Annotated in this window: 18 protein-coding genes; 15 read left to right on the top strand and 3 right to left on the bottom strand. The window is 58.2% G+C overall.

Annotation, left to right across the window (positions count from 1 at the left end; genetic code table 11):
* Nucleotides 1-281 precede the first annotated feature (281 nt).
* The 5 genes from trxB (at nucleotide 282) to ACMXYI_RS17255 (ending at nucleotide 4,612) form a co-directional block, all read left to right on the top strand.
* Nucleotides 282-1,241 carry a thioredoxin-disulfide reductase gene (gene trxB, locus ACMXYI_RS17275; protein WP_415768256.1) on the top strand — a complete coding sequence of 320 codons (960 nt, stop codon included), beginning with the start codon at nucleotides 282-284 and terminating at the stop codon, nucleotides 1,239-1,241.
* 64 nt (nucleotides 1,242-1,305) lie between these two features.
* The gene (gene aat / locus ACMXYI_RS17270) at nucleotides 1,306-1,986 is read left to right on the top strand and encodes a leucyl/phenylalanyl-tRNA--protein transferase (protein ID WP_056743911.1); all 681 of its coding nucleotides are present in this window, start codon (nucleotides 1,306-1,308) and stop codon (nucleotides 1,984-1,986) included.
* Nucleotides 1,987-2,042: 56 nt separating this feature from the next.
* Nucleotides 2,043-2,750 (top strand): arginyltransferase, encoded by a 708-nt coding sequence (locus ACMXYI_RS17265; protein ID WP_111448957.1) that lies wholly within the window; start codon nucleotides 2,043-2,045, stop codon nucleotides 2,748-2,750.
* A 111-nt stretch (nucleotides 2,751-2,861) separates the two neighbouring features.
* On the top strand, nucleotides 2,862-3,080 hold the full coding sequence (infA, locus tag ACMXYI_RS17260; RefSeq protein WP_002553999.1) for a translation initiation factor IF-1: 219 nt from the start codon (nucleotides 2,862-2,864) through the stop codon (nucleotides 3,078-3,080).
* A 227-nt stretch (nucleotides 3,081-3,307) separates the two neighbouring features.
* Complete coding sequence (locus tag ACMXYI_RS17255) at nucleotides 3,308-4,612, top strand: IS4 family transposase (protein WP_415773907.1); 1,305 nt, start codon at nucleotides 3,308-3,310, stop codon at nucleotides 4,610-4,612.
* Nucleotides 4,613-4,736: 124 nt separating this feature from the next.
* Here ACMXYI_RS17255 and clpA read toward each other — a convergent pair whose 3' ends face one another.
* Both clpA and clpS read right to left on the bottom strand, forming a co-directional pair.
* On the bottom strand, nucleotides 4,737-7,007 hold the full coding sequence (clpA, locus tag ACMXYI_RS17250) for an ATP-dependent Clp protease ATP-binding subunit ClpA (RefSeq protein WP_415768255.1): 2,271 nt from the start codon (nucleotides 7,005-7,007) through the stop codon (nucleotides 4,737-4,739).
* 30 nt (nucleotides 7,008-7,037) lie between these two features.
* Nucleotides 7,038-7,421, bottom strand: coding sequence for an ATP-dependent Clp protease adapter ClpS (gene clpS, locus ACMXYI_RS17245; RefSeq protein ID WP_074878178.1), 384 nt, complete (start codon nucleotides 7,419-7,421; stop codon nucleotides 7,038-7,040).
* 225 nt (nucleotides 7,422-7,646) lie between these two features.
* Between clpS and ACMXYI_RS17240 the strand changes: the two genes are divergently transcribed.
* Nucleotides 7,647-7,925: a cold shock domain-containing protein gene (locus ACMXYI_RS17240; protein ID WP_415768254.1), complete on the top strand. Its 279-nt coding sequence runs from the start codon at nucleotides 7,647-7,649 to the stop codon at nucleotides 7,923-7,925.
* Nucleotides 7,926-8,001: 76 nt separating this feature from the next.
* Here ACMXYI_RS17240 and icd read toward each other — a convergent pair whose 3' ends face one another.
* Complete coding sequence (gene icd, locus ACMXYI_RS17235; protein ID WP_010458895.1) at nucleotides 8,002-9,258, bottom strand: NADP-dependent isocitrate dehydrogenase; 1,257 nt, start codon at nucleotides 9,256-9,258, stop codon at nucleotides 8,002-8,004.
* Between the two features lie 496 nt (nucleotides 9,259-9,754).
* On the opposite strand from icd, the gene ACMXYI_RS17230 reads away from it, so the two are divergent.
* The 9 genes from ACMXYI_RS17230 to aceA all read left to right on the top strand — a co-directional run bounded on the left by ACMXYI_RS17230 (nucleotide 9,755) and on the right by aceA (nucleotide 20,253).
* The gene (locus tag ACMXYI_RS17230; protein WP_415768252.1) at nucleotides 9,755-11,980 is read left to right on the top strand and encodes an NADP-dependent isocitrate dehydrogenase; all 2,226 of its coding nucleotides are present in this window, start codon (nucleotides 9,755-9,757) and stop codon (nucleotides 11,978-11,980) included.
* A gap of 75 nt (nucleotides 11,981-12,055) precedes the next feature.
* Complete coding sequence (locus ACMXYI_RS17225; protein ID WP_149630301.1) at nucleotides 12,056-12,502, top strand: NUDIX hydrolase; 447 nt, start codon at nucleotides 12,056-12,058, stop codon at nucleotides 12,500-12,502.
* Nucleotides 12,503-12,561: 59 nt separating this feature from the next.
* Nucleotides 12,562-13,707 carry a tRNA 2-thiouridine(34) synthase MnmA gene (gene mnmA, locus ACMXYI_RS17220; protein ID WP_415768251.1) on the top strand — a complete coding sequence of 382 codons (1,146 nt, stop codon included), beginning with the start codon at nucleotides 12,562-12,564 and terminating at the stop codon, nucleotides 13,705-13,707.
* Nucleotides 13,704-14,327, top strand: coding sequence for a high frequency lysogenization protein HflD (gene hflD, locus ACMXYI_RS17215; RefSeq protein WP_008146025.1), 624 nt, complete (start codon nucleotides 13,704-13,706; stop codon nucleotides 14,325-14,327). The genes mnmA and hflD overlap by 4 nt, the downstream gene beginning before the upstream one ends.
* A 126-nt stretch (nucleotides 14,328-14,453) precedes the next feature.
* Nucleotides 14,454-15,824 carry an adenylosuccinate lyase gene (gene purB / locus ACMXYI_RS17210; RefSeq protein WP_027925117.1) on the top strand — a complete coding sequence of 457 codons (1,371 nt, stop codon included), beginning with the start codon at nucleotides 14,454-14,456 and terminating at the stop codon, nucleotides 15,822-15,824.
* 86 nt (nucleotides 15,825-15,910) lie between these two features.
* On the top strand, nucleotides 15,911-17,080 hold the full coding sequence (locus ACMXYI_RS17205) for a JmjC domain-containing protein (RefSeq protein ID WP_415768250.1): 1,170 nt from the start codon (nucleotides 15,911-15,913) through the stop codon (nucleotides 17,078-17,080).
* A complete protein-coding gene (locus ACMXYI_RS17200) occupies nucleotides 17,073-17,498 on the top strand; it encodes a GNAT family N-acetyltransferase (RefSeq protein WP_017339601.1) in 426 nt (141 codons plus the stop codon). Before ACMXYI_RS17205 ends, ACMXYI_RS17200 begins: the two co-directional genes overlap by 8 nt.
* 160 nt (nucleotides 17,499-17,658) lie before the next feature.
* Nucleotides 17,659-18,420, top strand: coding sequence for a secretin N-terminal domain-containing protein (locus ACMXYI_RS17195; protein WP_415768249.1), 762 nt, complete (start codon nucleotides 17,659-17,661; stop codon nucleotides 18,418-18,420).
* Nucleotides 18,421-18,927: 507 nt separating this feature from the next.
* Nucleotides 18,928-20,253, top strand: coding sequence for an isocitrate lyase (gene aceA / locus ACMXYI_RS17190; RefSeq protein ID WP_415768248.1), 1,326 nt, complete (start codon nucleotides 18,928-18,930; stop codon nucleotides 20,251-20,253).
* The last annotated feature ends 15 nt before the right edge of the window (nucleotides 20,254-20,268 follow it).

Raw genomic sequence — 20,268 nt, 5'->3', positions numbered from 1 at the left:
GCGTCCATCTGTTGAATGACTATAAAAAACTGCCCAATCCAGGCAGGTAAAAAAGTGAACAGGCGTAACTGGGACTACTTTTAACACTACGCTCCGGTTTTTATAAACACGGCGCGTACCGCTTATTTTATTACAAGCACTGTAACAGGCAGGCATTGTACGGGTTTGTTCGTCCGATGCCATGCTTGAAACCCAAGGTGTAGCATAGCCAACAGCACATTACTCGCGGTTCAATTTGAGCATGCATTCTCTTTTGTGACAAAGGCTTATGAGGTGTTTTTATGAGCGAAGCGAAGCATTCCCGCCTGATCATTCTGGGTTCCGGCCCTGCCGGTTACAGCGCAGCCGTTTATGCCGCCCGCGCCAACCTCAATCCCGTTGTCATTACCGGTATACAGGCAGGTGGCCAGCTCACCACCACCGTCGAAGTCGACAACTGGCCCGGTGATGTCGAAGGCCTCACCGGCCCGGTGCTGATGGAACGCATGCAAAAACACGCCGAGCGCTTTCATACAGAGATCGTTTACGACCACATCCACACTTCCAAGTTGCAGCAGCGCCCGTTCGAACTTATCGGAGACGGCGGCACTTACACCTGTGACGCGCTGATTATCGCCACCGGCGCCTCGGCGCAATACCTGGGACTGCCATCGGAAGAGACGTTCGCTGGCAGAGGGGTTTCGGCTTGCGCGACGTGCGACGGTTTCTTCTACCGCAATCAGGTGGTCGCGGTCGTGGGCGGCGGCAACACGGCAGTTGAAGAGGCGCTGTACCTGTCGAACATCGCCAAGGAAGTTCACCTGATTCACCGGCGCGAAAAGTTGCGCTCGGAGAAGATTCTTCAGGACAAGCTCTTCGAAAAAGCCGCCAAAGGCAATATCCGCCTGCACTGGAACCAGAACCTCGACGAAGTGCTGGGCGATGCCAGCGGCGTGACCGGTGCCCGCCTGCGGGACAGCCACACGGGCGAAACCCGTGAATTGGCGCTGGCTGGCGTGTTCATCGCCATCGGCCACAAGCCCAATACCGACCTGTTCGAGGGCCAGCTGAAAATGCGTGACGGCTACCTGCTGGTCAAGGGCGGCAGCGAAGGCGACGCTACCAGCACCGAAATCCCCGGTGTGTTTGCCGCCGGTGACGTGGCCGATCACGTTTACCGCCAGGCCGTCACGTCTGCCGGGGCCGGTTGCATGGCCGCGCTGGACGCCGAGAAGTATCTCGACGACATTCCAGTCGTTTGACGGCACACTTCACGGTGGGCCTACCCGCCCACCACTGCCCTCCCCTTCTGCAAGCCCGGATGCCATGCTGACTTGGTTACAACGCAATACCCTGACCTTCCCGCCCCTGGAAAAAGCCATGCGCGATCCCAACGGGCTGTTGGCCGCGGGCGGGGATCTGTCCGCCGATCGTCTGATTCAGGCCTATCGCCACGGCTGTTTTCCGTGGTTCTCGGAAGGCCAGCCGATTCTCTGGTGGTCGCCGGATCCGCGCACCGTACTGTTTCCCGACGAACTGCATGTCTCGCGCAGCCTGAACAAACTGCTGCGCCAGCAACGCTATCAAGTGACCTTTGATCAGGATTTTGCCGCGGTCATCCGCGCTTGCGCCGCGCCTCGGGATTACGCCGACGGCACCTGGATCACCGAAGCCATGCAGAACGCCTACCTCGAGCTGCACAGGCGTGGCTACGCCCATTCGGTGGAAGTCTGGGACCAGGGCGAACTGGTCGGTGGCCTCTATGGCCTGGCGATGGGTCAGCTGTTTTTCGGCGAATCCATGTTCAGCCGCGCCGACAACGCCTCGAAATATGGCTTTGCCACACTCGTCCGACATCTGAAAGACTCAGGCTTTGTGCTGATCGACTGCCAGATGCCTACCGATCATCTGCACAGCCTCGGCGCCCGAGCGATTCCTCGCAGCGAGTTTGCCGACTACCTTGCGCAGCATCTGGACCAACCCAGCCGCGCAACCTGGGTTTGCTGAGCGACTTTTGCGCGCGTGGCTTACACTTAATTCAAAGCTTATCCCGAGGGTTGATCATGACCGAGTTGGCGCGTTTGAAGTTCTATGCCACTCAGCCCCACTCTTGCAGTTATCTGCCCGAGGAGCAGGCCACGACCTTGTTCCTCGACCCTAGTCAGCCCATGGATGTGCATGTCTATGCAGACCTGTCTGAAATGGGTTTCCGTCGTAGCGGCGATCATCTTTACCGGCCTCATTGCCAGAATTGCAATGCATGCGTACCGGCGCGCATCCCTGTGGCGCAATTTTCGCCCAACCGCCAGCAGAAACGCATCTTCAAACGCAACGTCGACCTGCAAGTGCGCCCTGCCAGGCCGCAATTCAGCGAAGAGTATTTCGACCTTTATCAGCGCTATATCGAACAGCGTCACGCCGATGGCGATATGTACCCGCCGAGTCGCGATCAGTTTGCGACGTTCCTGGTACGTGACCTGCCGTTTTCCCGGTTCTACGAATTCCGCCTCGAAGGACGACTGGTGGCGGTGGCCGTCACCGACTTGCTGCCGAACGGTCTGTCGGCGGTCTACACCTTCTACGAGCCCGCTGAAGAACGCCGCAGCCTGGGGCGTTACGCGATTCTCTGGCAAATTGCCGAGGCTCAGCGTCTGGGGCTGGAAGCCGTCTATCTGGGCTATTGGATCAAAAACTGCAAAAAGATGAGTTACAAGACTCAATATCGCCCTATCGAACTGCTGATTAATCAGCGCTGGGTCATCCTGAACTAGAGCAAGCCGTAAACCCCTTGGCTTAAACCCCATTTTTCGGGCACAATGCACGCCGCTTTTGCCTGGCGCAGTTGCACCGGGCCATTCATTGGACACCGAGGGCTTTACTGCATGTCGAAAGAAGACAGCTTCGAAATGGAAGGCACTGTCGTCGACACCCTGCCCAACACCATGTTTCGTGTGGAGTTGGAAAATGGGCACGTCGTAACCGCGCATATTTCCGGCAAGATGCGCAAGAATTACATTCGTATTCTTACCGGCGACAAAGTGCGCGTCGAGCTGACGCCCTATGACTTGAGCAAAGGGCGCATCACTTACCGCGCTCGCTAATCAAGTCAATACAAAACGCCCGGTTTATGCCGGGCGTTTTTGTGTGTGCGTTTTTTTGGGGTTCGAGTGTATATCCATTGCTGCGGCTAGGGCTTCTGGCGGTTTCGCTCTTACAGCCATCCCTTTCAAGGTCTTCGTTTAGAATCCACTAAAAATCCGGTCAGGACGACGAGACGATGTGGGCAGAGGTTTTAGCGCGGTTCGAGAAAAAGGCACCGGCCAGTGTCATGGCCAAATTGGTGTTGGAACAGGCTGTTGCAGCCGAGTGGGTCGATCAGGTGTTCGAAGAACATCGTCAACGACAGTACCCGCGTGAGCTTTTATTCTCGACCATCGTTGAGCTGATGTCCCTTGTTTCATTGGGCTTGCGACCTTCGCTACATGCTGCCGCACGGCAGATGGATGATCTTCCCGTCAGCTTGGCGGCGTTGTATGACAAGGTCAGTCGCACGGAACCTGCGCTGCTGCGCGCCCTGGTAACTGGCAGTGCGCAACGCCTGGCTCCGACGATTGAAGAGTTGGGCTGCTCAGCCATTTTACCTGGCTGGCAACTGCGGATCGTTGACGGTAACCATCTGCCTTCCAGCGAAAAGCGTCTGGGCGCTTTGCGCCGTGAACGGGGCGCCGCCCGGCCTGGTTTTTCGGTCGTAGTGTACGACCCGGATCTTGACCAGGTCGTCGACCTTCAGCCCTGTGAAGATGCTTATGCCAGTGAGCGCGTCGGTGTGCTGCCGTTGCTGGAAAACGCCAGTGCGGGCCAGTTGTGGATGGCTGATCGACTCTACTGCACCCTCCCGGTCATGGAGGCCTGCGAAGATGCCGGGGCTTCGTTCATTATTCGTGAGCCGAGTAAGCATCCGCGCCTGCTTCAGGAAGGCCAATGGCAGGAGTCTGTCAAAGTCTCGACAGGAAGCGTGCGCGAGCAAACCATTGGCGTGAAAGGTGGGCGTCAGTGGCGACGCGTCGAACTGAACCTACAAACCCCCACCGAATCAGGCGACACCATGCTGTTGTTCTGGAGCAACCTGCCCGAGACCATCAGCGCCGTACAAATCAACGATTTGTACCGTCGTCGCTGGAGTATCGAAGGCATGTTCCAGCGCTTGGAATCGGTGCTGGAAAGTGAGATCGAAACCTTGGGCAGCCCCAAGGCAGCCCTGCTGGGGTTTGCTTCGGCTGTGCTGGCTTACAACGTTTTATCAGTGCTTAAGCGCAGCGTTGAACAGGCCCATCGCCAGACCCAACCCGAGGACTGGGAAGCGTCGATTTACCATTTGGTGATACAGGTTCGTAGCGGTTATGAGGGCATGCAGATTGCCTTGCCGCCAGAGCATTTGCCCATCACTCCCCCCTCAGAAGGACTGGCTCAGCGTTTGTTGGCGCTGGCTAGAAACATCCCACCCAAACAGATCGCCAAAAGTAAACGTGGCCCGAAGGTACCCAAATCCAAAGAGTGGCTTGAAGGCAAAGCAGTGCATGCCCATGTGTCGACGGATCGGGTGCTCAAGGCCGCCAAAATTAAAAGACCTTGAAAGGGATGGCCGTAAGGGCGAAACCCTAAGCAGCCGTTACCGCAGCAACGGATATACACCCAATCCAATAGACAACAAAAAGGCGCCCGAAGGCGCCTTTCGTTTTACAACAGATCAACAGCCGTCAGGCCATTTCAGCCGTGGTCTCGAAGTCGAAGGTCAGCTCGCCGTCCTTGAGATCGATGTGAACCACACCACCATGGTCGGCCAGTTCGCCAAAGAGAATCTCTTCCGCCAGCGGACGCTTGATCTTGTCCTGAATCAAACGTGCCATTGGTCGAGCGCCCATTGCCGTGTCGTAGCCGCTTTCTGCCAGCCAGCTGCGCGCCGCGTCCGTCACTTCCAGCTGCACACGCTTGTCTTCCAACTGCGCCTGAAGCTCGGTAAGGAACTTGTCCACCACGCTTTTGATGACCTCATGACTGAGGCGACCAAACTGGATAATGGTGTCCAGACGGTTGCGGAACTCCGGCGTGAAGCTCTTCTTGATCACTTCCATCGCATCGGACGAGTGGTCCTGATGGGTGAAACCAATCGAAGCGCGAGCGGCCGTTTCGGCACCGGCGTTGGTCGTCATGATGACGATCACGTTACGGAAGTCCGCCTTGCGCCCGTTGTTATCGGTCAGCGTACCGTGGTCCATCACCTGCAGCAGCAGGTTGAAGACTTCCGGATGCGCCTTCTCGATCTCATCGAGCAACAGCACGCAGTGAGGCTGCTTGGTGATGGCTTCGGTCAGCAGACCGCCCTGATCGAACCCGACATAGCCTGGAGGCGCACCGATCAGACGCGATACGGTGTGGCGCTCCATGTACTCGGACATGTCGAAGCGAACCAGTTCGATGCCCAACGCCTTGGCCAGCTGACGCGCCGCTTCGGTTTTACCGACACCGGTAGGCCCTGCGAACAGGAACGAACCGACTGGCTTATCAGGCGACTTGAGGCCGGCACGGGACAGTTTGATCGCGGTCGACAGCGAGTCGATTGCGGCATCCTGGCCAAATACTGTCAGCTTCAGGTCACGCTCAAGGTTACGCAGCAGCTCTTTGTCGGAGCTGGTGACGTGCTTAGGCGGAATCCGCGCAATTTTCGCGACGATGTCCTCGACTTGAGGCACTTCGATGCGTTTCACGCGTTTCTCGATTGGCTGCAGACGCTGGTAGGCGCCCGCCTCGTCGATGACGTCGATGGCCTTGTCCGGCATGTGCCGGTCATTGATATAGCGCGAGGCCAGTTCGGCCGCCGCACGCAACGCTTCATCGCTGTATTCGATGTTGTGGTGCGCTTCGAAACGACCTTTCAGGCCGCGCAGGATGCCAATGGTGTCTTCCACCGAAGGTTCCGACACATCGACCTTCTGGAAGCGCCGGGCCAAAGCACGGTCCTTCTCGAAGATCCCGCGGAATTCCTGGAACGTGGTCGAGCCGATGCAGCGGATATCACCCGACGACAGCAGCGGTTTGAGCAGGTTCGAGGCATCCATGACCCCACCGGACGCTGCACCCGCACCAATGATGGTGTGGATTTCGTCGATGAACAGGATCGCCTGCGGACGTTTTTTCAGCTCATTGAGCAACGCCTTGAAGCGCTTCTCGAAATCGCCGCGGTATTTGGTCCCGGCCAGCAAAGCCCCCAGATCGAGGGAATACACCACACTGTTGGCCAGCAGGTCCGGCACCTGGTTGTCGACAATGCGTTTGGCCAGGCCTTCGGCAATCGCGGTTTTACCCACGCCCGCCTCGCCCACCAGCAACGGATTGTTTTTGCGACGACGCGCCAGGATCTGCGCAACGCGCTCGACTTCCAGCTCACGGCCTACCAATGGATCGATACGACCCTGGCGCGCGAGTTCGTTGAGGTTGCTGGCATAAGCATCCAGAGGATTGCCTGAAGAAGAAGACTCACCGCCCTCGTCGTCCTGCATATCTTGTTCACCTTCAGAGTGATCGCCATGCCCCGGCACTTTGGAAATGCCGTGTGCGATGTAGTTGACGACATCGATGCGCGCAACGCTCTGCTGTTTCAGCAGGAACACTGCCTGACTCTCTTGCTCACTGAAGATCGCGACCAGTACGTTGGCGCCAGTCACTTCGCGTTTGCCCGAGCTCTGTACGTGAAAGACAGCACGTTGCAGAACACGCTGGAAGCCCAGGGTTGGCTGGGTCTCACGATCCTCGTCATGAACGGGGATCAATGGCGTGGTGGAGTCGATGAACTCCTGCAGATCGTGCTTGAGTTTGTCGAGGTTTGCGCCGCAGGCACGCAAAACGGTGGCGGCAGCCTCATTGTCCAATAGGGCCAGCAGGAGGTGTTCGACGGTCATGAATTCATGACGTTTCGATCGAGCCTCCTTGAAGGCAAGATTGAGGGTGACTTCGAGCTCGCGGTTTAACATAGCTTCACCTCATACCCAAGTGGTCGGCGATTAACCGTCCTTCTCGATTTCACAGAGTAGCGGATGCTGGCTTTCCCTGGCGTACTGGTTGACCTGCATGGCCTTAGTCTCGGCGATGTCGCGGGTAAACACTCCACATACTGCCCGTCCTTCTGTGTGGACGGCCAGCATGACCTTGGTCGCCAGCTCCCGATTCAGGTTAAAAAACACCTCGAGCACTTCGACGACGAAATCCATCGGTGTGTAGTCATCATTGAACAAAACCACCTTGTACATCGGCGGCGCCTGTAAAGCAGGCTTTGCCTCCTGAACAGCAATGCCTGCGGAATCGTCGTCGTGAGTCCCCGGGTGATCTTTCTGGAGAGCCGGGCGATCCTGATTGAATGTTAGTCGAATCTGGCTGATTGCATGCATGGAAAGAAAGGTTCGTCAGTTGTTCAAATACAGTGGTGGGGGCGGCTATGGACGATTTCAACTCCGACCGCCCGGTCACCTTGACTATCGGCAAAACGGTGTTACAACCAATAGAGCCCACAGTGGGTAAAAAAGGTCCGCGGAGTCAATCTTATTTCCAGGAAATGACTGCGGATGAACTGGATGATACTCCAGTGATGGAGTCTGTTGCAGAGGGATATGGGTATGTCAGTCGGTAAGGTGAAATGGTTCAACAATGCCAAGGGATTCGGTTTCATTAACACCGACGCCAGAGAAGGCCGTGATGAAGACGGTCATCTTATTGATTTCTTTGCACACTATTCCGCCATTGAAATGGACGGATACAAAACTCTCAAGGCCGGGCAACTCGTAAGCTTCGAGATCGTCCAGGGACCCAAAGGGCTGCACGCAGTCAAGATTGGGGCCGCCACGACCGAGAACGAACAGGCCGCTGCCACCCAGCAAGAAACGGTGTCGAGCTGACGCAACCCGTCATCCAGTCATAAAAAAAACCGCCCGAAGGCGGTTTTTTTAATGCTGATTCGCTTACATATGCGGCTTACATATGCGAGATGAGCGCATCACCGAACGCCGAAGAAGACAGCAGCTTCGCGCCTTCCATCAGACGGTGGAAGTCATAGGTCACTGTCTTGGCCGAAATCGCGCCGTTGGTGCCCTTGATGATCAGATCAGCCGCTTCAGTCCAGCCCATGTGACGCAGCATCATCTCTGCGGACAGGATCAGCGAACCCGGGTTGACCTGGTCCTTGCCAGCGTACTTCGGCGCAGTACCGTGGGTCGCTTCGAACATCGCAATGGTGTCAGACAGGTTGGCACCCGGTGCGATACCGATACCGCCCACTTCCGCCGCCAGGGCGTCGGAGAGGTAGTCGCCGTTCAGGTTCAGGGTCGCGATCACATCGTATTCGGCCGGGCGCAGCAGGATCTGCTGGAGCATGGCGTCGGCGATGGCATCTTTGACGATAACGTTCTTGCCGGTTTTCGGGTTTTTGAACTGCATCCACGGACCGCCATCGAGCAGGGTCGCGCCGAACTCTTCAGCCGCCACTTCGTAGGCCCATTCCTTGAAGGCACCTTCGGTGAACTTCATGATATTGCCTTTGTGCACGATGGTCAGCGAGTCGCGGTCGTTGTCGACCACATACTGCAGAGCTTTTCGCGCCAGACGCTTGGTACCTTGCAGCGAAACCGGCTTGATGCCGATACCGCAGTTTTCGTCGAAACGGATCTTGGTGACGCCCATTTCATCCTTAAGGAACTTGATGACTTTGGTCGCTTCCGGCGAACCGGCTTTCCACTCGATACCGGCGTAGATGTCTTCCGAGTTCTCACGGAAGATCGTCATGTCGACGTCGCCTGGCTTCTTGACCGGGCTAGGCACGCCTTCGAACCAACGCACAGGGCGCAGGCAGACATAAAGGTCGAGTTGCTGACGCAGGGCCACGTTCAGGGAACGGATGCCGCCACCGACCGGGGTGGTCAGAGGGCCCTTGATGGAAACCACGTAATCTTTAACTGCGTCCAGGGTTTCCTGGGGTAGCCAGGTGTCCTGATCGTAAACCTGAGTCGCTTTCTCCCCGGCGTAGACTTCCATCCAGGAAATTTTGCGCTCGCCGCCGTAAGCCTTCTTAACAGCAGCATCGACAACCTTGATCATGACCGGGCTGATATCAACGCCAATACCATCACCTTCGATGAAGGGGATGATCGGGTTGTTAGGAACATTGAGAGAATGGTCCGCGTTGACGGTGATTTTGTCGCCGACTGCTGGAACCTGAATCTTCTTGTATCCCATGCTGAACTCCATTGTTTGGATTGAACATCTGGCTTCGTTCGAGCGTACCCCAGTTAAATCGGCACGCAAACCCTATGTTCCAACCATCTGCCGCAAAGCTGCACAGTTCGCGACGTACAAGCCTGAAAGCAAAGGGAAAAGCGCCAAACTCAAGCACGGTGCAAGACTCTACGCCCCACTCGCCCCTGCGACCTTTAGACCAATGGACGACAATCGTTGCATATGAACCATCGGCAGATTGCCAGCTACCTATGTATAATGCCGCCCGCTGACCACAGAGTCACAATGGCCGACCTCTCTATTACGAGGTTTGGGGCCTGAAAAAGCAGGGTTGTTACCGCAACCCACCCGCTTGACGCTCGACTGATGCACCCAACATCACCGCGAAGAAATCTCGACATTCGGCTCATGGATGACTTTGAACGAACGCGCTTACCCGGCGCCCCTCGAGTTTTTCTGCGCACGCTTTAGCAAAGAAGAGAGAGTTAATCCGAATATGCCCACCCGCTCGAAGATCATCTATACCTTCACCGACGAAGCTCCCGCCCTCGCCACCTATTCACTGTTGCCTATCGTAGAGGCCTTCACCGCCTCCGCTGATATCGCCGTGGAAACCCGCGATATCTCTCTTGCAGGGCGCATCCTGGCCAGCTTCCCCGAGCAACTGGGTGACAAAGCCGTAGCCGACCACCTCGCCGAACTGGGCGACCTGGCCGTTACGCCTGAAGCCAACATCATCAAGTTGCCGAACATCAGCGCTTCGGTTCCGCAACTGCAGGCCGCGATCAAGGAACTGCAAGCCCAGGGCTTCGCACTGCCTGACTACCCGGAAACCGTGACCAGCGACGCCGACAAGCTCGCCAAATCGCGGTACGACAAGATCAAGGGCAGCGCCGTGAACCCGGTTCTGCGCGAAGGCAACTCCGATCGTCGTGCACCGCTGTCGGTCAAGAACTACGCGCGCAAGCACCCGCACAAAATGGGCGCCTGGGCTGCGGACTCCAAGTCCCACGTCGCGCACATGAGCACCGGCGATTTCTACGGTAGCGAAAAAGCTGCCCTGATCGACGCCGCTGACGCCGTCAAAATCGAATTGATCGCCCAAGACGGCACCACCACCGTCCTGAAAGAAAAAACCACCGTGCAAGCCGGTGAGATCCTCGATTGCGCGGTCATGAGCAAAAACGCTCTGCGCAGCTTCATCGCTGCCGAGATCGAAGACGCTAAAGCCAAAGGCGTGCTGCTGTCGGTTCACTTGAAAGCCACCATGATGAAGGTCTCCGACCCGATCATGTTCGGCCAGATCGTTGCCGAGTTCTATAAAGACGCACTGGCCAAGCACGCTGACGTGCTGGCGCAGATCGGCTTCAACCTGAACAACGGCATCGGCGACCTGTACGCTCGCATCAAAGCCCTGCCGGCTGAGCAGCAAGCACAGATCGAAGCGGATATCCAGGCGGTCTACGCCGTTCGTCCGTCGTTGGCCATGGTCAACTCCGACAAAGGCATCACCAACCTGCACGTGCCGAGCGACGTTATCGTCGACGCCTCGATGCCAGCGATGATCCGTGACTCCGGCAAAATGTGGGGCACTGACGGTCAGTTGCACGACACCAAGGCTGTGATCCCGGATCGCTGCTACGCCACCATCTACCAGGCGGTGATCGAAGACTGCAAGCTGCACGGCGCTTTCGATCCAACCACCATGGGCAGCGTGCCAAACGTTGGCCTGATGGCGAAAAAAGCTGAAGAGTACGGCTCCCACGACAAGACTTTCCAGATCAAGGCCAACGGCGTAGTTCGGGTTTCCGATGGCGCTGGCCGCACCCTGCTGGAACAGTCGGTTGAAGCCGGCGACATCTTCCGCATGTGCCAGACCAAAGACGCGCCGATCCAGGACTGGGTCAAACTGGCCGTCAACCGTGCTCGCGCAAGCGCAACTCCAGCGATTTTCTGGCTGGACCCAATGCGCGCCCACGACGGTGTAGTGATCGAGAAAGTTCAGGCTTACCTGAAGGATCACGACACTTCCGGCCTGGACATCCGCATCATGTCGCCAGTCGACGCGATGGCCTTCACCTTGGGCCGCACTCGCGAAGGCAAGGACACCATCTCGGTGACCGGCAACGTACTGCGCGACTACCTGACCGACCTGTTCCCGATCATGGAACTGGGCACCAGCGCCAAGATGCTGTCGATCGTTCCGCTGATGAACGGCGGCGGTCTGTTCGAAACCGGCGCCGGCGGTTCGGCACCGAAGCACGTTCAGCAACTGCTGGAAGAAAACTTCCTGCGCTGGGATTCCCTGGGCGAGTTCCTGGCCCTGGCCGCTTCCCTTGAGCATCTGGGTGTTACCTATAACAACCCTAAAGCGCTGGTGCTGGCCAAGACCCTGGATCAGGCCACCGGCCAGTTCCTGGACAACAACAAGTCGCCATCGCGCAAAGTCGGCAACATCGACAACCGCGGCAGCCACTTCTACCTGGCGCTGTACTGGGCTCAAGCCCTGGCTGCCCAGACCGAAGACGCTGCACTGCAAGCGCAGTTCGGCGAACTGGCCAAGACCCTGGCCGAGAACGAAGCAACCATCGTTGCCGAGCTCAACGCCGTTCAGGGCAAGCCAGTGGACATCGGCGGTTACTACCACGCCAATGCCGAGCTGATCAGCAAGGCCATGCGCCCAAGCAACACTTTCAACGCCGCGATCGCTGCGCTGGTTTAAGGTTGTAAGGATGCAAAGAAGCCCCGGCCCTGCGCCGGGGTTTCTGTTTCTGCCCCCCAACAGGAGGTTTTAATTATGGATTGGCTACCCCACATCACCGTCGCGACCATCGTCGAAGACAACGGCCGCTTCCTGATGGTCGAAGAGTCCAAGGGCGGACGAACGGTGCTCAACCAGCCCGCCGGTCATCTGGACCCGGACGAAACCCTGATCGAAGCCGCCGTACGCGAAACCCTCGAAGAAACCGGCTGGGACGTCGAGCCGACCGGCGTGGTGGGCATTTACCTCTACACCGCCCCGAGCAACGGCGTGACTTACCAGCGGGTCTGTTTCACCGCAAAACCGCTCAAGCATCACCCCGACTATCAGTTGGACGACGGCATCGTCGGCGCAAAATGGCTGACGCGTGACGAACTGCTGGCACAGCGCGCAAACTGGCGCAGTGAGCTGATCATCCGCTGTATTGATGATTATCTGGACGGCAAACTCTTCGGTCTCGAGCTGATCCGCCCTTCTCTTTAGCCTTGCGGGCTTCGGCCTGTTAGAATCGCGTCCTTTTTCAAGACACTCATTGAATCCCTATGCGTGATCCAGCCCCTTCTGACATACAAAAGAAGCGCGTCATTGTCGGCATGTCCGGCGGCGTGGACTCTTCCGTTTCCGCTCTCCTGCTGATCGAGCAGGGTTATGAGGTGGAAGGCCTGTTCATGAAGAACTGGGAAGAAGACGATGGAACGGAATACTGCACCGCCATGGATGACCTGGCGGACGCCCAGGCCGTGTGCGACAAGATTGGCATCAAGCTGCACACCGCCAACTTCGCTGCCGAGTACTGGGACAACGTGTTCGAGCACTTCCTGGCCGAATACAAGGCCGGTCGCACGCCGAACCCGGACATCCTGTGCAACCGCGAGATCAAGTTCAAGGCGTTCCTCGACTACGCCATGATGCTCGGCGCCGACCTGATCGCCACCGGTCACTACGTGCGTCGCCGCGATATCGATGGCCGCACCGAGCTGCTCAAGGGCCTGGACCCGAACAAGGACCAGAGCTACTTCCTGCACGCCGTTGGCGGCGAACAGATCGCCAAGACCCTGTTCCCGGTCGGCGAGCTGGAAAAACCCGAAGTGCGCGCGATTGCCGAGAAACACGAACTCGCCACCGCGAAGAAAAAGGATTCCACCGGGATCTGCTTTATTGGCGAGCGCCGCTTCAGCGACTTCCTCAAGCAGTACCTGCCAGCCCAACCGGGCGAGATCAAGACCACCGAAGGTGAAATCATTGGCCGTCACCACGGCTTGATGTATCACACCATCGGTCAGCGCCAGGGCCTGGGCATCGGCGGTTTGAAAGACGCCAGTGACGAGCCGTGGTACGTGCTGATCAAAGACCTGGAGCACAACGAGCTGATCGTCGGCCAAGGCAATGATCACCCGTACTTGTTCTCCCGCGCCCTGCTCGCCTCGGACATCTATTGGGTCAACCCGATCGACCTGAGCGAACCGCGCCGGCTGACCGCTAAAGTTCGCTATCGCCAAAGCGACCAGCCGTGCACGCTGGAAAAAACCGCCACCGGCTATCGCGCGACCTTCGATGACCCGCAACGCGCGGTCACCCCAGGCCAGTCTGTGGTGTTCTACGACGGTGAAATCTGTCTTGGCGGCGGCGTGATCGAAGTCGCGGAGCCGTGGACCAGCAAAGGCACTGTTCAAGGCGAGCAGCAATGAGCCCGACTCAGGAGCAACTGACGGCACTGGGCGGCGTGTTCCTCGCCGCCGTGCTGGTCGACAAGATCGCCAAGACCGGCCAGACCGCCGAAGCCGGCCTGACGTGCATGCTCGGCAGCCTGCTGATTCGCGACCCCAAAGACACCCTGGAAGTGTACGGCGGCGACGACATCAATCTGCGTGAAGGTTACCGCGCATTGATCGGCGCCCTGGAGCGCGACCCGAGCACCCTTCAGCGCGAACCGCTGCGCTATGCGCTGGCGATGCTCGGGCTGGAGCGCCAGCTGGCCAAACGCAACGACATGCTGGACGAAATCGGCAAGCGTTTGCCGCAGATTCAGTCCCAGGTCGAGCACTTCGGTCCGGCGCACGAGAACGTGATTGCCGCCTGCGGTGCGCTGTACCAGGACACCCTGAGCACCCTGCGCCAGCGAATTCAGGTGCATGGTGACATGCGCAATCTGCAGCAACCGAGCAACGCTTCGAAAATCCGCGCCCTGTTGCTGGCCGGAATTCGTTCAGCGCGCCTGTGGCGGCAGTTGGGCGGTCATCGCTGGCAGCTGGTGATCAGCCGTCGCAAGTTGCTGAAAGAGCTTTACCCGCTGATGCGCAGCAGCTGAACCGCGCCCGCAAGACCCTTTGTAATTTGTAACGCGTAAGACGCTGGTCAGTTGGCAACGGACCGGCGGTTTTTTTCATGTATGATACGCGCCCCATTTCGTTGCCCGACTGTCCGAGAACACCCCATGCAGCTTTCTTCGCTCACTGCGGTTTCCCCTGTTGACGGCCGCTACGCCGGCAAAACCCAGGCCCTGCGCCCAATTTTCAGCGAATACGGCCTGATCCGTGCTCGCGTTCTGGTTGAAGTACGCTGGCTCCAGCGCCTGGCCGCTCACCCAGGCATCAGCGAAGTGCCGGCGTTCTCCGCCGAAGCCAACGCTGTGCTGAACACCCTGGCGGAAAACTTCGCTCTGGAGCACGCCGAGCGTGTCAAAGAGATCGAGCGCACCACCAACCACGACGTCAAAGCCATCGAATACCTGCTCAAAGAGCAAGCGGCCAAGCTGCCGGAACTGGCTGCTGTCAGCGAATTCATCCACTTTGCCTGCACCAGCGAGGACATCAACAACCTGTCCCACGCCCTGATGCTGCGCGAAGGCCGTGATGACGTGATGCTGCCGCTGATGCGCCAGACCGCCGAAGCCATCCGCGAACTGGCCATCCGTTTCGCTGACGTGCCGATGCTGTCGCGCACCCACGGTCAACCGGCTTCGCCGACCACCCTGGGCAAAGAGCTGGCGAACGTGGTTTACCGTCTGGAGCGTCAAATCGCTCAAGTCGCGGCCGTTCCGCTGCTGGGCAAGATCAACGGCGCTGTCGGCAACTACAACGCTCACCTGTCGGCCTATCCTGAGATCGATTGGGAAGAGAACGCCCGCGCCTTCATCGAAGACGAGCTGGGCCTGGGCTTCAACCCGTACACCACGCAGATCGAGCCGCACGACTACATCGCCGAGCTGTTCGACGCGATCGCACGCTTCAACACCATCCTGATCGACTTCGACCGCGACATCTGGGGCTACATCTCCCTGGGTTATTTCAAGCAGCGCACCATCGCTGGCGAAATCGGTTCGTCGACCATGCCGCACAAGGTCAACCCGATCGACTTCGAAAACTCCGAAGGCAACCTGGGCATCGCCAACGCACTGTTCCAGCACTTGGCGAGCAAGCTGCCGATTTCCCGCTGGCAGCGCGACCTGACCGACTCCACCGTATTGCGCAACCTCGGTGTCGGCTTCGCCCACAGCGTGATCGCGTACGAAGCCAGCCTCAAGGGCATCAGCAAACTCGAGCTCAACGCTCAGAAGATTGCTGCCGACCTGGACGCGTGCTGGGAAGTATTGGCCGAGCCGATCCAGACCGTGATGCGTCGCTACAACATCGAAAACCCGTACGAAAAGCTGAAAGAGTTGACCCGTGGCAAGGGTATCAGCCCTGAAGCACTGCAAACTTTCATCGACGGCCTGGACATGCCAGCCGCCGCCAAGGCCGAGCTGAAACTGCTCACCCCGGCGAACTACATCGGCAACGCTGTAGAGCAAGCCAAACGCATCTGATCGACCGTTTTACCCTTTTGAGACGCCCGGCAGCGCCGGGCGTTTTTATTCCCGTCTGAAAAGTACTTTTTTTCAATAGGTTACACATGAATCCTGATATTCCTCTTCAACTTCTGGGCGGCATCACGGCGCGCGAATTCCTGCGCGACTACTGGCAGAAAAAACCCCTGCTGATCCGTCAGGCGATTCCTGAATTCGAAAGCCCGATCGACGCCGACGAACTGGCCGGCCTGGCGCTGGAAGAAGAAGTTGAGTCGCGCCTGATCATCGAAAATGGCGAGCGCCCTTGGGAATTGCGCCGCGGCCCGTTCGCCGAAGACGAGTTCAGCAAACTGCCGGAACGCGACTGGACCCTGCTGGTTCAAGCCGTTGACCAGTTCGTACCGGAAGTCGCCGAGCTGCTGGAGAACTTCCGCTTCCTGCCGAGCTGGCGTATCGACGATGTAATGATCAGCTTCGCCGCCCCAGGTGGCAGCGTCGGTCCGCACTTCGATAACTACGACGTGTTCCTGCTGCAAGGCCACGGCAAGCGCAACTGGAAAATCGGCCAGATGTGCGATTCCGAGAGCAAGCTGCTGCAACACGCCGACCTGCGCATCCTCGCCGACTTTGAAGCCACCGATGAGTGGGTTCTGGAACCGGGCGATATGCTCTACCTGCCGCCGCGCCTGGCCCATTGCGGTGTAGCCGTCGATGACTGCCTGACTTACTCGGTCGGCTTCCGCGCACCGAGCGCCGCTGAAGTGCTGACCCACTTCACCGACTTCCTCAGCCAGTTCCTGTCGGACGAAGAGCGTTACACCGACGCCGACGCCCTGCCTGCTGTCGACCCGAATCAGATCCAGCACGACGCCCTCGATCGCCTGAAAGCCTTGCTGGCCGAGCACATGAGTGACGAGCGCCTGCTGCTGACCTGGTTCGGCCAGTTCATGACCGAGCCGCGCTACCCGGAACTGGTCGCGGGCCCGGAAGACGTCGAAGAAGAAGACCTGCTCGCCAGCCTCGAGCAAGGCGCTGTGCTTATCCGCAACCCGAGCGCGCGCATGGCCTGGTCGGAAGTTGATGACGACCTGCTGCTGTTCGCCAGCGGCCAGAGCCGTTATCTGCCGGGCAAACTGCGCGAGTTGCTGAAAATGATTTGCGCCGCCGATGCCCTGCATACCGACAACCTTGGCGACTGGCTGAACGACGAAGACGGTCGTGGCTTGCTGTGCGAACTGGTCAAGCAAGGCAGCCTGGGGTTTGCTGATGAATAAAATTCACGTACGTGTCGCAGACTGGCAAAAGGACAACGCCGAGATCCGGCGCATTCGTGAGACGGTGTTCATCGCCGAGCAATCTGTTCCACCTGAGCTGGAATGGGATGCTGATGACGCGACGGCGGTGCATTTTCTGGCCTTCGAAGGCGACTTTCCGATTGGCACCGCCCGCCTGCTGCCCGATGGCCACGTCGGCCGGGTGTCTGTGCTGAAAGACTGGCGCGGATTGAAAGTCGGCGATGCGCTGATGCAAGCGGTGATCGGTGAAGCCGAGAAGCGCGGGCTCAAGCAGCAGATGTTGAGCGCGCAAGTACAGGCCACGGCGTTCTATGAGCGCCTGGGCTTCAGCCTGGTCAGTGAGGAATTCCTGGAAGCCGGGATTCCGCATGTGGACATGGTGCGGCACTCCGCCTGAAACCCTGTGGTGGGGATTAATCCCCTCACCACAGGGAACACCACAAAACGCCCCGCCATCCTCGGATGCCGGGGCGTTTTGCTGTCTACGATTCAACTTGCCCCACGCCGGGCCGACAAACTGGCAATATCAACACTTCAAGATGTCGGAGATAACGGATATGTCCCTACGCACCCTGCTCACCACGCTGCTGCTGACCTGCAGTTTTTCGGTCATGGCAGCCACCGAGATCGTGCCACTGAACTACCACACCAGTGCCGACATGCTGCCGATGGCACAGGATTTCATCGGCAAGGATGGCCAGGTCAGCGCCTACGGCAATCAGCTAATTGTCAATGCCGATCAGCGCAAGATCGACGAACTTAAAGCCCTTATCGCCCAACTTGACACCCGACCCAAGCGCCTGCTGATCACTGTCGACACCAACGAAAACAACTTTCAGGGCGATCAGGGTTACTCGGTAAATGGCGCCAAACCGAGCCAGACGCGCATCATCAACCGCAGCACCGACAGCCGTGACGGCGGGATTCAGCAGATCCAGGCCAGCGAAGGCGCGCCGGCACTGATCCAGGTCGGCCAGAGCGTGCCGCTGACCAGCACTCAGACCGATTCCTACGGAGACCTGCGCAGCCAGACTGAATATCGCAACGTCACCCAGGGTTTCTACGTCACCGCCAGTGTCACCGGCGATATCGTTCACCTGGCGATCAGTACCAATCGTGACCGCATGAGCCAGGAACGTCCCGATGTAGTGAATGTGCAAAGTACCGACACAACTGTCACAGGACGACTGGGTGAATGGATCACCCTGGCCGGCGTAAACCGCCAGACTCAGGCCGACAAACAGGGCCAGACCCGCAGCTACTCGACTCAGGGCCGCGATGACATGACCCTGCGGGTGAAAGTCGATACTTTGGACTAAACCACCGAAAACTGACTGATTAGTCGTATTAGACCAAAGATGTAGTGCCATAAAAAAAGCACTACAAAACGTTTGACGATACAAAAAAGCAAAGGCATGATGGCCTCGCTCCCGCTAATCAGGGGCCCTGGCAAGGGCCTTCGAGGCGCCGTTCGCACCAACCCCGCGAGCCGCTTCGTGTCTGTACCGCCCACAAGGTGTGTTTGACGAGGTTGCCGACTGGAACGAAGTTGTCCCGAGGGACGGAAGCGTAATTAGGTAACCCGGCTCCACACTGAAGTTCGTACCAAGGCCCACGACGCCCGAATGCGCTCGCCAGTTCGCCCTTACCTGCTCACTTCCCCTCGAGCCCATCGTTCATCCCGTCGCCATCCCCGCCGAATCCGACTTGACCACCTAAGCTTCTGGTCAGCGAGCAGCCTTTTACGCTTCTAACTGCGTACTTGGCACGCAGGAATTGTCCACCCAGAACCACTTTCGATTAAAGACGCGACGAGGTTTATCCCCATGGCACTGACACGCGAACAGCAAATTGCAGCCCTCGAAAAAGATTGGGCTGAAAACCCACGCTGGAAAGGCGTGACACGCGCTTACTCCGCTGCTGACGTCGTCCGCCTGCGTGGCTCGGTTCAACCTGAGCACACCTTTGCAAAATTGGGCGCCGAGAAGCTGTGGAACCTGGTGACCCAGGGCGCCAAGCCATCCTTCCGTCCTGATAAAGATTTCGTCAACTGCATGGGCGCCCTGACCGGCGGCCAGGCTGTACAACAAGTTAAAGCCGGTATCCAGGCGATCTACCTGTCGGGCTGGCAAGTCGCTGCGGACAACAACTCCGCCGAATCGATGTACCCGGACCAGTCGCTGTACCCGGTGGATTCGGTTCCAACCGTGGTCAAGCGCATCAACAACTCGTTCCGTCGTGCTGACCAGATCCAGTGGAAAGCAGGCAAAGGCCCGGGCGACGAAGGTTACATCGACTACTTCGCTCCGATCGTGGCTGACGCTGAAGCCGGTTTCGGCGGCGTACTGAACGCTTACGAGCTGATGAAGAGCATGATCGAAGCAGGCGCCGCTGGCGTTCACTTCGAAGACCAACTGGCTTCCGTGAAAAAATGCGGCCACATGGGCGGCAAGGTACTGGTTCCTACCCAGGAAGCTGTACAGAAGCTGACCGCTGCTCGTCTGGCAGCTGACGTTGCCGGTACTCCGACCATCATCCTGGCTCGTACCGACGCTAACGCGGCTGACCTGCTGACTTCCGACTGCGACCCGTACGACCAGCCATTCGTGACTGGCGAACGTACCCAGGAAGGCTTCTACAAAGTACGCGCCGGCCTGGACCAAGCGATCTCTCGCGGCCTGGCTTACGCTCCGTACGCCGACCTGATCTGGTGCGAAACCGCCAAGCCGGATCTGGACGAGGCTCGTCGCTTCGCCGAAGCGATCAAAAAGGAATACCCGGACCAACTGCTGTCGTACAACTGCTCGCCTTCCTTCAACTGGAAGAAAAACCTGGACGACGCGACCATCGCCAAGTTCCAGCGCGAACTGTCTGCCATGGGTTACAAGCACCAGTTCATCACCCTGGCCGGCATTCACAACATGTGGCACAGCATGTTCAACCTGGCGCACGACTACGCCCGCAACGACATGACTGCCTACGTGAAGCTGCAAGAGCAAGAGTTCGCTGACGCTGCCAAGGGTTACACCTTCGTGGCTCACCAGCAGGAAGTGGGCACCGGCTACTTCGACGACATGACCACCGTGATTCAAGGTGGTTCGTCTTCGGTAACCGCGCTGACCGGTTCGACTGAAGAAGAACAGTTCCACTGATCTGCTTCACCTGAG

Origin of the sequence: Pseudomonas lyxosi (assembly GCF_047758685.1) — a bacterium.
Taxonomy (GTDB): Bacteria; Pseudomonadota; Gammaproteobacteria; order Pseudomonadales; family Pseudomonadaceae; genus Aquipseudomonas; species Aquipseudomonas lyxosi.
This window is presented reverse-complemented; position numbering and strand designations above follow the sequence as displayed.

Excerpts from the sequence above, each read along its gene's own strand:
- hflD (WP_008146025.1), top strand. The coding sequence starts at position 13,704 with ATGAGCCCGACTCAGGAGCAACTGACGGCACTGGGCGGCGTGTTCCTC.
- ACMXYI_RS17230 (WP_415768252.1), top strand. The coding sequence starts at position 9,755 with ATGCCCACCCGCTCGAAGATCATCTATACCTTCACCGACGAAGCTCCC.
- ACMXYI_RS17200 (WP_017339601.1), top strand. The coding sequence starts at position 17,073 with ATGAATAAAATTCACGTACGTGTCGCAGACTGGCAAAAGGACAACGCC.
- aat (WP_056743911.1), top strand. The coding sequence starts at position 1,306 with ATGCTGACTTGGTTACAACGCAATACCCTGACCTTCCCGCCCCTGGAA.
- ACMXYI_RS17195 (WP_415768249.1), top strand. The coding sequence starts at position 17,659 with ATGTCCCTACGCACCCTGCTCACCACGCTGCTGCTGACCTGCAGTTTT.
- ACMXYI_RS17255 (WP_415773907.1), top strand. The coding sequence starts at position 3,308 with ATGGCCAAATTGGTGTTGGAACAGGCTGTTGCAGCCGAGTGGGTCGAT.
- ACMXYI_RS17205 (WP_415768250.1), top strand. The coding sequence starts at position 15,911 with ATGAATCCTGATATTCCTCTTCAACTTCTGGGCGGCATCACGGCGCGC.
- clpA (WP_415768255.1), bottom strand. The coding sequence starts at position 7,007 with ATGTTAAACCGCGAGCTCGAAGTCACCCTCAATCTTGCCTTCAAGGAG.
- clpS (WP_074878178.1), bottom strand. The coding sequence starts at position 7,421 with ATGCATGCAATCAGCCAGATTCGACTAACATTCAATCAGGATCGCCCG.
- aceA (WP_415768248.1), top strand. The coding sequence starts at position 18,928 with ATGGCACTGACACGCGAACAGCAAATTGCAGCCCTCGAAAAAGATTGG.
- trxB (WP_415768256.1), top strand. The coding sequence starts at position 282 with ATGAGCGAAGCGAAGCATTCCCGCCTGATCATTCTGGGTTCCGGCCCT.
- ACMXYI_RS17240 (WP_415768254.1), top strand. The coding sequence starts at position 7,647 with ATGTCAGTCGGTAAGGTGAAATGGTTCAACAATGCCAAGGGATTCGGT.
- ACMXYI_RS17225 (WP_149630301.1), top strand. The coding sequence starts at position 12,056 with ATGGATTGGCTACCCCACATCACCGTCGCGACCATCGTCGAAGACAAC.
- icd (WP_010458895.1), bottom strand. The coding sequence starts at position 9,258 with ATGGGATACAAGAAGATTCAGGTTCCAGCAGTCGGCGACAAAATCACC.
- mnmA (WP_415768251.1), top strand. The coding sequence starts at position 12,562 with ATGCGTGATCCAGCCCCTTCTGACATACAAAAGAAGCGCGTCATTGTC.
- purB (WP_027925117.1), top strand. The coding sequence starts at position 14,454 with ATGCAGCTTTCTTCGCTCACTGCGGTTTCCCCTGTTGACGGCCGCTAC.
- ACMXYI_RS17265 (WP_111448957.1), top strand. The coding sequence starts at position 2,043 with ATGACCGAGTTGGCGCGTTTGAAGTTCTATGCCACTCAGCCCCACTCT.
- infA (WP_002553999.1), top strand. The coding sequence starts at position 2,862 with ATGTCGAAAGAAGACAGCTTCGAAATGGAAGGCACTGTCGTCGACACC.